This is a genomic window from Comamonas kerstersii (assembly GCF_002056725.1).
Lineage (GTDB): Bacteria > Pseudomonadota > Gammaproteobacteria > Burkholderiales > Burkholderiaceae_C > Comamonas > Comamonas kerstersii.
On sequence record NZ_CP020121.1, the window covers coordinates 1,777,020 to 1,788,977 of the forward strand.

At 67.4% G+C, this 11,958-nt stretch carries 6 protein-coding genes and 3 pseudogenes; 4 read left to right on the forward strand and 5 right to left on the reverse strand.

The window, feature by feature from the left end:
- Positions 1–88: 88 nt before the first annotated feature.
- From B5M06_RS08330 to B5M06_RS08340, 3 genes and pseudogenes are all read left to right on the forward strand, one after another.
- Positions 89–2,353 (forward strand): annotated as a pseudogene (locus tag B5M06_RS08330) (efflux RND transporter permease subunit); the annotation flags it as partial.
- 15 nt (positions 2,354–2,368) lie between these two features.
- Positions 2,369–3,811, forward strand: a complete 1,443-nt coding sequence (locus B5M06_RS08335) for an efflux transporter outer membrane subunit (protein ID WP_054065469.1) — start codon at positions 2,369–2,371, stop codon at positions 3,809–3,811.
- Positions 3,812–3,864: 53 nt separating this feature from the next.
- Entirely contained in the window at positions 3,865–4,518 is a 654-nt protein-coding gene (locus B5M06_RS08340) for a helix-turn-helix transcriptional regulator (RefSeq protein ID WP_054065468.1), read from the forward strand.
- A 72-nt stretch (positions 4,519–4,590) separates the two neighbouring features.
- On the opposite strand, the gene oprZ is transcribed toward B5M06_RS08340, so the two are convergent.
- The 4 genes and pseudogenes from oprZ to B5M06_RS08360 all read right to left on the reverse strand — a co-directional run.
- On the reverse strand, positions 4,591–5,988 hold the full coding sequence (oprZ, locus tag B5M06_RS08345; protein ID WP_054065467.1) for a multidrug efflux RND transporter outer membrane subunit OprZ: 1,398 nt from the start codon (positions 5,986–5,988) through the stop codon (positions 4,591–4,593).
- Entirely contained in the window at positions 5,985–9,122 is a 3,138-nt protein-coding gene (locus B5M06_RS08350) for a multidrug efflux RND transporter permease subunit (RefSeq protein ID WP_054065466.1), read from the reverse strand. The genes oprZ and B5M06_RS08350 overlap by 4 nt, the downstream gene beginning before the upstream one ends.
- 6 nt (positions 9,123–9,128) lie before the next feature.
- Positions 9,129–10,340 carry a MexX/AxyX family multidrug efflux RND transporter periplasmic adaptor subunit gene (locus tag B5M06_RS08355; RefSeq protein WP_054065465.1) on the reverse strand — a complete coding sequence of 404 codons (1,212 nt, stop codon included), beginning with the start codon at positions 10,338–10,340 and terminating at the stop codon, positions 9,129–9,131.
- 87 nt (positions 10,341–10,427) lie between these two features.
- Positions 10,428–11,078: pseudogene (locus tag B5M06_RS08360) on the reverse strand (MFS transporter); the annotation flags it as partial.
- Between the two features lie 103 nt (positions 11,079–11,181).
- Here B5M06_RS08360 and tetR(G) point away from each other — a divergent pair.
- Complete coding sequence (tetR(G), locus tag B5M06_RS08365; RefSeq protein WP_000163574.1) at positions 11,182–11,808, forward strand: tetracycline resistance transcriptional repressor TetR(G); 627 nt, start codon at positions 11,182–11,184, stop codon at positions 11,806–11,808.
- Here the strand turns inward: tetR(G) and B5M06_RS17725 are convergent.
- Positions 11,805–11,888: pseudogene (locus tag B5M06_RS17725) on the reverse strand (DUF3363 domain-containing protein); the annotation flags it as partial. The gene tetR(G) and the pseudogene B5M06_RS17725 sit on opposite strands and share 4 nt — an antisense overlap.
- Positions 11,889–11,958 lie beyond the last annotated feature (70 nt).

Sequence of the window (11,958 nt, forward strand, 5' to 3'; positions counted from 1 at the left end):
GACGTCCGATCCGTGCCCAAAACGGGGCTTGCGCGACCGCCGCCTACCCAGCAGACTGCCCGAAAAGGGCGTTTGAACTTCCTATACGCACTTCGGGCTGAACGCCACGCCGGTGGGCAATCCGCTGGTCATCGTCAAGCGCCTGAACGAGCTGCTGCCCAACATCAAGCAGAACCTGCCGCCGGGCACTAGCGTGCAGGTGCCGTTCGAGCTGGCGCGCTTCATCAGCGCCTCCATCGACGGCGTGGTGCATACGCTGATCGAAGCCATCGTCATCGTGGTGGCGGTGATCTTCCTGTGCCTGGGGTCGTTGCGCGCCGTGCTCATTCCGGTGCTGACCATACCGCTGTCCATGCTGGGCGGCGCGGCCATCATGGCCTTGTTCGGCTTCAGCGTGAACCTGCTGACCCTGCTGGCCATGGTGCTGGCCATCGGCCTGGTGGTGGACGACGCCATCGTCGTGGTGGAAAACGTGCACCGGCACATCGAAGAGGGCAAATCGCCCGTGCGCGCGGCCCTCATCGGCGCGCGCGAGGTGGCGGGACCGGTGATCGCCATGACGATCACGCTGGCGGCCGTCTATGCGCCCATCGGCCTGATGGGCGGGCTTACCGGTTCGCTGTTCAAGGAATTCGCCTTCACCCTGGCCGGGGCGGTGGTCGTGTCCGGCGTCATCGCGCTGACCCTGTCGCCGGTGATGAGTTCCTTCCTGCTGAACAGCCGCGTCTCCGAAGGCTGGATGGCGCGCCGCGCCGAGCATTTCTTCGGACGTCTGGGCGATGCCTATGGCCGCTTGCTGGATGTTTCGCTGCATCACCGCTGGGTCACCGGCCTGCTCGCCGTGGCGGTGCTGGCCAGCGTGCCGTTCCTGTACAACGCCGCGCAGCGCGAACTGGCGCCGGTGGAAGACCAGTCCACCGTGCTGACCGCGATCAAGTCGCCGCAGCACGCCAATATCGACTATGTGGAGAAGTTCGGCCGCAAGTGGGACGACGTGATGAAGACCCTGCCCGAGCAGCAGGGGCGCTGGCTGATCAACGGCTCCGACGGCGTGTCCAACAGCATCGGCGGCGTGGACTTCGTGCCCTGGGAAAAGCGCCAGCGTTCGGCCGACCAGATCCAGGCCGACATGCAATCCATGGTGAACCAGGTCGAAGGCAGCAACATCTTCGCCTTCCAGCTGCCGTCCCTGCCGGGTTCCACCGGCGGGCTGCCGGTGCAGATGGTCATCATGAGCGCGTCGGACTACCCCGTGGTCTACGAGGCCATGGAAGGCTTGAAGAAGGCGGCGCGCGAAAGCGGGCTGTTCATGGTGGTCGACAGCGACCTGGACTACAACAACCCGGTGGTGCAGCTGAAGGTGGACCGCGCCAAGGCCAACAGCCTGGGCGTCACCATGAAGGCCATCGGCGACACCCTGGCGGTGCTGGTGGGCGAAAACTACGTCAACCGCTTCGGCATGGACGGGCGCTCCTATGACGTGATTCCGCAAAGCCTGCGCCAACAGCGCATCTCGCCCGAATCGCTGGCGCGCTACTACGTCAAGAGCGCCAGCGGCGAGCAGGTGCCTCTGTCGAACATCGTGACGGTGTCCATGGGCGTGGAGCCGAACAAGCTGACCCAGTTCAACCAGCTCAACGCCGCCACCTTCCAGGCCATCCCCATGCCGGGCGTCACCATGGGCGACGCGGTGCAGTTTCTGACCAAACAGGCCAGGTTCCTGCCCGCCGGCTTCAGCTACGACTGGCAGTCCGATGCGCGCCAGTACAGCCAGGAAGGCTCGGCGCTGATGATCACCTTCATCTTCGCCATCATCGTGATCTACCTGGTGCTGGCCGCGCAGTACGAGAGCCTGCGCGATCCCTTCATCATCCTGGTGAGCGTGCCCATGTCGATCTGCGGCGCGCTGATCCCGCTGGCGCTGGGCATGGCGACCGTCAACATCTATACCCAGATCGGGCTGGTGACGCTGATCGGCCTGATCAGCAAGCACGGCATCCTGATGGTGGAGTTCGCCAACGAGATGCAGGTCAGCCACGGGCTGGACCGGCGCGCCGCGATGGAGCAGGCCGCCCGCATCCGCCTGCGCCCCATCCTGATGACGACCGCCGCCATGGTCATGGGCCTGATCCCGTTGCTGTTCGCCAGCGGCGCGGGCGCGCACAGCCGCTACAGCCTGGGCCTCGTCATTGTGGTGGGGCTGCTGGTCGGCACGCTGTTCACGCTGTTCGTGCTGCCCACCGTCTACACCGTGTTCGCCCGCGACCACCGCGCGGCGCACGACACGCCACGCGCCAAGGAGTTGGCGCTGGCCCAGGCAGAGGACGCCGCCGTGCCGGGCGCCGCCGCCTAGCCGAAGGAAACGATCATGAAGAATTCCCAACTATCCCAACGTCTGCGCCGCGGCGCCGTGGTACTGCTGGCGGCGCTGGCCGCCGCGGGCTGCGCCGTCGGCCCCGACTACCACAAGCCCCAATCCGCGCCGGTGACGCTGGCCAGCCCCGAGCAGGCCCGCTTCTCCGCCGACCGGCTGCAGCGCGACTGGTGGAAGCAATTGCAGGACCCGCAGCTGGACCGCCTGATCGAACTGGCGCTGGCCCGCAATCTGGACATACGCATCGCGCAGGCGCGGCTGGCCGAATCGCGCGCGGCGCTGGACGAGAAGCAGCTGGACCAGCTGCCGGCGGTCACTTTGGGCGGAGGCTATGAGCGCAGTCTGTCCCAGGCCAACGCCGGCGCCGGCCAGCGCAACCTGGCGCAGAGCTACCGGGCGGGCTTCGACGCCACCTGGGAGCTGGACCTGTTCGGCCGGCTGCGCCGGGCGGCGGAAGGCGCGGCCGCGCGCAGCGAAGCGCAGGCCGCCGACCTGGCCCAGACCCGCATCGTGGTGGCCGCAGAAGTGGCGCGCAACTATTTCGAACTGCGCGGCGCGGAGCAGCGCCTGGCGGTGGCGCGCGCCAACCTGGACAGCCAGCGCGACAGCCTGCGCGTGATCCAGGCCATGGTGACGGCCGGCCGCGGTGACGAGGGCGATCTGGCCAGCGCGCGCGCCGAGCTGGAGACCGTGCAGGCCAGCGTGCCGGTGCAGATCGCCGCCCGGCGGCTGGCGCAGTACCGGATCGCGGTGCTGGCGGGCCTGCGGCCGGTGGAGCTGGGCGAACTGGACGGGGACAGGGTGCTGCCGCCGCTGGACACCCGTCTGCCGATCGGCGACGTGAGCGCCTTGCTGTCGCGCCGCCCCGACGTGCTGGCGGCCGAACGCAACATGGCCGCCGCCAACGCCGACGTGGGGGTGGCGACCGCCGAGCTGTACCCGCGCATAGACCTGGGCGGCTTCCTGGGCTTCGTCGCCTTGCGCGGCGCGGATTTCGGTTCGTCGGCCAGCCGCGCCTTCAGCGTCGCGGCCAATGCCAATTGGCCCGCCTTCCACCTGCCGACGGCACTGGCGCGCAAGCGCGGCGCGGTGGCGCGCTCCGATGGCGCCGTCGCCAGCTACGAGCAGACCGTGCTGCGCGCGGTCGAGGAGCTGGAGTCGGCGCTGACGGAATACGGTCAGACGCAGCAGCGGTTGGGCAGCCTGGCGCAGGCCGCCGTGCATAGCGGCAGGGCGGCGGAGCTGGCGCAGCTGCGCTACCGCGAAGGCAGCGCGCCGTATTTGACGGTGCTGGACGCGCAGCGTACGCTTTTGCGCGCCCAGGACGCCGTGGCCGTCGCCGAGACCGAGTCCTATACCCGCCTGATCGCGCTGTACAAGGCGCTGGGCGGCGGCTGGGAAGCGCCCGAGGCGGCGCCGCAAGCGGCCGCCGGCTGACCGCCAGGCGCGGTTCGTGGCACCATAGGCACCTATCCGGAGACCCCACATCCATGTCCGACAGCCCGTCCCATCCCGTCGCCTGGCAGCATCAACCGGCGGACCGCGTGCTCATGACCCTGAAGACGCGCGGCCCGCAATCGGTCGCGGTCATCGCCAAGGCCATGGACGTGACGGCCGAGGCCGTGCGCCAGCAGATGGCCCGCCTGCATGCCGAGGGATTGGTAGATTCGGAAAGCCAGAGCGCGGGCCGGGGCCGGCCTACGCAGATCTGGTTCCTGACGGAAGCGGGGCATGGGCGCTTTCCGGACACGCATGCCGAAATGACGGTGCAGATGATAGGCGCCATCCGCCAGGTGTTCGGCGAGGATGGCGTCGAAAAGCTGATCCAGGCGCGCGAGACGGCCATGCTGAACGGCTACCGCCAGGCCATGCAAGGCGCCCGCAGCCTCAAGGAAAGGCTGGAGCGGCTGGTGGAAGTGCGGTCCGCGGAAGGCTACATGGCCGAGCTGCGCAAGGACGGCAAGGACTATCTCTTCATCGAGAACCATTGCCCGATCTGCTCCGCGGCCAAAGCCTGTATGGGCTTTTGCCGCAGCGAGCTGGAACTCTTCCACAAGGTGCTGGGCGACGAGGTCCAGGTGCGGCGCGAAGAGCATATCCTTGCGGGCGCGCGCCGCTGCGCCTATCGCATCGAGAAAAGCTGACGGCGGGATGGGGCCGCGTCGAAAGGCCGGAACAGGAATTCCGGCCTGCGGCGCGCGTAGCCCGCCAGCGCATCAACCGGAAATGCCCGGCGGGTCCGCCTGTTCCCAGCCTCCCAAGGCCTTGTACAACTCCACCGCATTGACCAGCCGGCGCTGTTGCAGCCGGATGAACTCCTGCTCGGATTCGAACAGGCTGCGCTGCGCTTCCAGCATTTCCAGGTAGCTGGCCACGCCGCGTTCGTAGCGTCTTTCGGTCAGGCGCTGGCGGTCGCGGTCGGCGTCGCGGACCTTGCGCTGGGCGTCGATCTGGGCGCGCAGCGTGTCGCGCGCGGACAGGGCGTCGGCCACTTCGCGGAAGGCTTGCTGGATGCTGCCTTCGTACTGCGCCACCGCGATGTCCTTGCGCGTTTCGGCCAGCGACAGGTTGGCGCTGTTGCGCCCGGCGTTGAAGATGGGCAGCGTCAGCTTGGGCACGAAGCTCCAGGTGCCCGTGCCTGAACCGAACAGGTCCGAGAAGCTGCCGGCGGTGGTGCCGATGTCCGTCGTCAGCTGCACCGACGGAAAGAACGCCGCGCGCGCCGCGCCGATGTCGGCGTTGGCGGCGCGCAGCGTGTCTTCGGCTTGGCGCAGGTCCGGGCGCCGGACCAGCAGCGTGGACGGCAGGCCGGCCGCCAGCGGCGTCAGGCTTTGGCTTTCCAGCGTGACGGCGTCGGCGTCGGGCGGCAGGGAAAAGTCGCCCGCCAGCAGGCCCAGCGTATGCACGGCCTGGCGGTACTCGCGGCTCAGCTCGGCGTGCGTGGCGCGCGACGACTCCACCAGCATCTGCGCGGTGCGCAGTCCCACGGCCGTTTCCAATCCAGCGTCATAGCGGCGCTGCGTGAGTTTGAGCGAGGCCTCGCGCACCGCCAGGGTGCTCTCGGTCAGGCGCAACTGCTCGGCCAGCGAGCGCTGGTTGAAATAGGCCGTCGCCGTTTCCGAGACCAGCGACAGCGTGGCGGCGCGGTGCGCCTCCTCGCTGGCCAGGTAGCGCGACAAGGCGGCGTCGCTCAGGCTTTTCACGCGGCCGAAGAAATCCAGCTCGAACGCGGAAATGCCGACGGCGGCGCGGTAGCGGTCCGCCACGGGCATGCGCGGCTGGCCGGGTTCGGCGTCGCGGCCGCGGCTGTACTCGCCCACGCCGTCGATGGACGGCAGGCGGTCGGCCTGTTGCACGCCATAGAGCGCGCGCGCTTCCTGGATGCGGAGCGCCGCCACCCGCAGGTTGCGGTTGTTCTTCAGCGCGGCTTCGATCCAGGCTTGCAGCGCCGGGTCGTTGAAGTAGCCGCGCCAATCCTGCGGCATGGCCGCCAGGCCTTCGGCGGCGGGCGTGTCATAGGCCTGCGGGACCGGCGCGGCCGGGCGTTCGTACTTGGGGGCCAGCGAGCAGCCGGCCAGGGCCAGCGCAAGCAGGGTCATTGCCATAGCCTTCATGGCGAGGTCTCCAGCGTTTCGCGGCCTTGCGGACGCAAGGGGCGGACGCGCGTGCCCAGCACGCGGCCCACGATGAGAAAGAACAGCGGCACCAGGAAGATGGCCAGCACCGTCGCGGTGATGATGCCGCCCAGCACGCCCGTGCCGATCGCGGCCTGGGCGCCCGAGGCCGCGCCGGTGGCCAGCGCCAGGGGCAGCACGCCCACGCCGAAGGCCAGCGAGGTCATCACGATGGGGCGCAGCCGCAGCCTTGCCGCCTCCAGGGTGGCGGACACGATGCCCTGGCCGTCGCGCACCAGGTCCTTGGCCACTTCCACGATCAGGATCGCGTTCTTGGCCGACAGCCCGATGGTGGCGATGAGGCCGACCTTGAAGTAGATGTCGTTGGGCATGCCGCGCAACGTCACCCCCAGCACCGCGCCGATCACGCCCAGCGGCACCACCAGGATCACCGCCAGCGGGATGGACCAGCTTTCATACAGCGCGGCCAGCGCCAGGAACACCACCAGCACCGACAGCGCGAACAGCACGGGCGCCTGGTTGCCGGACAGCCGTTCCTCGTAGGACTGGCCCGACCAGTCGAAGCCGATGCCGCGCGGCAGGTCGGCCGCCAGGGCTTCCATGGCGCGCATGGCTTCGCCGCTGCTGTGACCCGGCGCCGCCGAGCCGTTGATCGTGAACGAAGGGAAGCCGTTGTAGCGGTTGAGCTGCGGCGGCCCCATCGACCACGTCAGGGTGGCGAAGGCGGACAGCGGCACCATCTGGCCCTGCAGGTTGCGCACGTGCAGGCGCGACACGTCGTCCACCTTGACGCGGCTCTTGCCGTCGGCCTGCACGGTCACGCGCCGCACCTGGCCGTTGAGCATGAAGTCGCCGATGTAGTCCGATCCATACATCACCGCCAGCGCCGTGTTGATCTCGTCGATCGTCACGCCCATGGCCTGGGCCTTGTCGCGGTCGACGAACAGCTGCAGCTGGGGGGCGTCTTCCTGGCCGGCGAAGACGACCTCGGTGAGCGCGGGATGCTTGGCCGCCGCCGCCAGCAGCTGCTGGCGGGCCTGGGTCAGGGCCTCGTAGCCCAGGCCGCCGCGGTCCTGCAGGCGGAAGTCGAAGCCGGAGGTGGAGCCCAGGTCGGGCAGCGGCGGCGAGTTCAGCGCGTGCACCATGACGTTCTTGCGGTCGGCGAAGGCGGCGTTGATGCGTTCGACCACCGCATTCACGTGCAGGTCGGCGGCGCCGCGCTGCTTCCAGTCCTTCAGCGTGACGAAGAACATGGCCGAGTTCGGTCCGCTGCCGTAGTTGCTGAAGCCGTTGACCGAATAAACGTATGCGACGGGCTCGTGCTCCATCATGTAGCGCTCGACCTCCTTCACCATCGCCATGGTCTCGGCCTGCGGCGAGCCCTGGGGCAGGATGACCATGGCCATGAAGCTGCCCTGGTCCTCGTCCGGCAGGAAGGAGGAGGGCAGGCGCGCGAACAGCAGCGCCACCGCGGCGATCACCGCCAGGTAGGCCAGGCCGAAGCGCACTGGCCGCGCCAGCACGCCCGAGACCCGCGCCGTATAGCGCGTGGTCAGGCGCGCGAAGGCCCGGTTGAACCAGCCGAAGAAGCCGCGCTTCTCGTGGTGGCCCGCGGCGATGGGCTTGAGCATGCTGGCGCACAGCGCCGGCGTCAGCGACAGCGCCAGGAAGGCCGAGAACGCGATCGACACGGCCAGCGTCACCGCGAACTGGCGGTAGATGTTGCCCACCGCGCCGTCGAAGAAGGCCATGGGCACGAACACCGACACCAGCACCACCGTGATGCCCACGATGGCGCCGCTGATCTGGCCCATGGCCTTCACCGTGGCCTCGCGCGGCGGCAGGCCTTCCTCGGCCATGATGCGCTCGACGTTCTCCACCACGACGATGGCGTCGTCCACCAGGATGCCGATGGCCAGCACCATGCCGAACATCGTCAGCACGTTGATGGAATAGCCCAGGCCCAGCATCACGCCCAGCGTGCCCAGCAGGGCCACGGGCACGACCAGCGTCGGAATGAGCGTGGCGCGGAAGTTCTGCATGAACAGGTACATCACGCAGAACACCAGGGCCACGGCTTCCAGCAGCGTCATCAGCACCTTCTTGATGGAGATCTCCACGAAGGTGGAGGTCTCGTACGGAATGTCCCAGGTCACCCCCGGCGGGAAGTACTGGGCCAGCTCCTGCATCGTGGCGCGGATGCGCTTGGTGGTTTCCACCGCGTTCGACCCGGGCGCCAGCTTGATGCCCAGGCCGGTGCCGGTCATGCCGTTGACGCGCGACAGGTACATATAGTCGGTGCCGCCCAGCTCGACCCGGGCCACGTCCTTCAGGCGCAGCGTGGCGCCGTCCGGCTGCGCGCGCAGCGGGATGTTGCCGAACTGCTCGGGCGTGCGCAGGGATTCGCCGGCGACGATGCTGGCGTTCAGCGGGGCGTCCTTGGGCACGGCCTGGTTGCCGAGTTCGCCGATGGTGACCCGCGCGTTATGGCTGCGCAGGGCCGTGACGATGTCGCCCGGGGTCAGGGACATGGCCGTCAGCTTGGCCGGATCGGGCCAGATGCGCATGGCGGCTTCGGCGCCGAAGGATTGCACCTTGCCCACGCCTTCCACGCGGCGCAGGGCCTGCAGCACGTTGGAGGCGGCCAGCTCGCCCAGCTGGATGTCGTCCAGGCTGCCGTCCGATTTCAGCGACACCACCAGCTGGATGTTGTCGGCCGCCTTCTCCACGCGCACGCCGTCGCGACGCACCGATTCGGGCAGGCGCGGCTCCACCGCCTTCAGGCGGTTCTGCACTTCCACGGCCGCCAGGTCCGGATTGGTGCCTTGCTTGAAGGTCAGGTTGATGCTGGCCCAGCCCGTCGAATCGCTGCTGGACGAGGTGTACATCAGCCCCGGGGCGCCGTTCATCTCGCGTTCGATGATGGCGGTGACGGCCTCTTCGACCACCTTGGCCGAGGCGCCGGGATAGCTGGCGCCGACGTTGACCACCGGCGGAGCGATGTCGGGATACTGAGCCACCGGCAACGCGCGGATCGACAGGATGCCGACCAGCACGATCAGTAGCGAGATCACCCAGGCGAAGACCGGGCGATCGATAAAAAAACGCGCCATTGCGGTTTATCCTTTTTTGCCCTCGGCGGCCGTCCTTGCCTGGACGCCGGCCTCGGGATTTTCTGCGGCGGCGGCCTGCGCGCTGGGCGCGGCCCGTTCCACCGGTTTGATTTTCTGGCCCGCGGCCAGGTGCGCGGCGTTCTCGACGACGATGCGCTCGCCGCCCGCCAGTCCCTGCGTGACGATCCAGTTGGCGCCCTGCAGCCGATGCGCCGTGACGGCGATCTTCTTCAGTTCGCCGTCCGGCCCGGCGGCCAGCACGTGCGCGCCTTCGGCGTTGCGCAGCAGGGCGTTGCGCGGAACCAGGTAGGTGTCGCGATTGATCGCCTGCTCCAGCCGCACCCGCACGTACATGCCCGGCAGCAGGTCGCGGCCCGGGTTCTCGAACAGCGCCCGCATGGTGACGTTGTCCGTGCCCGGATCGACCGCCAGGTCGGCAAACGACAGCGTGCCGCCGCGCGCGTACTCGGAACCGTCAGGCAGCAGCAGCCGCACCCGAACCTGGTCCGGCGCCACGCTTTCCAGGGCGCCGGCGCGGATCTGCTTCTGCAGCTGCATCACCTCGGCGGCGGGCTGCGCGAAGTTCACGTAGATGGGATCGATCTGCTGCACCACCGTCAGCGGCGTGGCCTGGCCTTCGCCGACCAGCGCGCCTTCCGTCACCAGCGCGCGCCGCGCCCGCCCGTCGATGGGCGAGGTGACGCGGGCGTAGTCCAGCTTCAGCTTGGCGCTTTGCAGGTTGGCGCGGGCCAGGGCGACCTCGGCCCGGGCCTGGCGTTCCTGTGCCACGCTTTCGGCGTGGTCGCGTTCGCTGATGGCGCGGTCCGACACCAGGTCCGCGTAGCGGCGCAGCTTGTCGGCGGCGGCGGACAGGTTCGCCTGCGCCCGCGCCAGGTTGGCGGCTTCGGAATCGTAGGCGGCCTGCAAGGGGGCGGGATCGATCTGGAACAGGGCGGCGCCGCGCGCCACGTCCTGGCCTTCCTCGTACAGGCGCGCGGTGACGATGCCCGCCACGCGGGCGCGCACCTCGGCCTCGCGATAGGGTTCCAGCCGGCCCGGCAGTTCGGTGGCGACGCTGGTGGGCGTGGCCGCCGCGACGATGACGCCGACCTCGGCGGGTTCCTGGGCGGCTTGCTGGGCTTCCGGCTTCGAGCAACCAGTAATAAGAACTACTACGGATAAAAGGGCGAGCGTGCGTAGAGAGACTCTTTGCTTCATTTTTAAAATTGTCGTGGTGTGGCCGCAGGGGGCCGTGGTGGGGAAAGGCGCCGACTTTCCCGGTGGGGAAGCGAGTCTATCATTTAAGAAAACTGCGAAAAGCGCACCTAGCCCGCGCAATGCATCATCCAGCCGTAACAGAACGAATGGTTTGATGCGAACCGGCTTTCCGGTCCCGCCATGGCTGTGATGAGTCTCCTTGAGGAAAATGCAGGCAAGCAGGAACGCGAACCCGTTGAGAAGGGCGGCGGCGATAAACGGGGCATGAGCAGAGATACCACCGAGCATGCCACCAAGTGCTGGCCCGGCAATCATGCCCGCCCCATAACAGGCCCCCATGTAGCCGAACCAGCGTGCGCGAGAACCTTCCCCCGTCGAATCGGCAATGGTTGAGGCTGCTACAGCTCCGGTTGCGCCCGTGACGCCGGACACGAGTCGGCCGATATAGAGCACCCATAAGACCGGCGCTGATGCCATAATCGTGTAATCGACTGCGGCTCCTGCAAGAGAAGCCAGAAGTACCGGACGCCGACCGTAAGAATCCGAAAGCTGTCCAAGCATGGGCGCGAAGACGACCTGCATCAATGCATAGAGCGACAGCAAGGCACCATAGTGTCCAGCGACCTGCTCTGCTGGCACAAGCTCACGCAGAAGCGTCGGAAGGACGGGCATGATGAGGCCGAGACCCATGGCGTCAAGACCCACGATCAGCAGGGCAATGATGGCAGAGCTGCGCACCTGAAACTCCAGCGCCGCTCAATGGAGCGACTTTATCAACGATAAGGAGATGGAAATATAACTTATCGGTGATAAATTGTCAAGCACTGGCGAAGGAACGTGAATGACCAAACTGGACAAGGGCACCGTGATCGCGGCGGCGCTAGAGCTGTTGAACGAGGTTGGCATGGACAGCCTGACGACGCGGAAGCTCGCTGAACGCCTCAAGGTTCAGCAGCCTGCGCTTTACTGGCATTTCCAGAACAAGCGAGCGCTGCTTGATGCGCTCGCCGAGGCGATGCTGGCGGAACGCCATACCCGCTCGCTACCCGAAGAGAATGAGGACTGGCGGGTGTTCCTGAAAGAGAATGCCCTGAGCTTCAGAACGGCGTTGCTCTCTTATCGGGACGGCGCGCGTATCCATGCCGGCACTCGACCGACAGAACCGAATTTTGGCACCGCCGAGACGCAAATACGCTTTCTCTGCGCGGAGGGCTTTTGTCCGAAGCGCGCCGTTTGGGCGCTCCGGGCGGTCAGTCACTATGTGGTCGGTTCCGTTCTCGAGCAGCAGGCATCTGATGCCGATGAGAGAGTTCCGGACAGGCCAGATGTGTCCGAGCAAGCACCGTCGTCCTTCCTGCACGATCTGTTTCACGAGTTGGAAACAGACGGCATGGATGCTGCGTTCAACTTCGGACTCGACAGCCTCATCGCTGGTTTCGAGCGGCTGCGTTCATCTACAACAGATTAGAGGCTTATGCCCCTTTGCCGCCCCAACTGCCACGACACCGATCCGCTTTGCACGATGCCCATGACCTCACGGCCGAGCTGGGGTCGTTTGCGGGAAGGGGCGGAATCCTACGCTAAGGCTTTGGCCAGCGATATTCTCCGGTGAGATTGA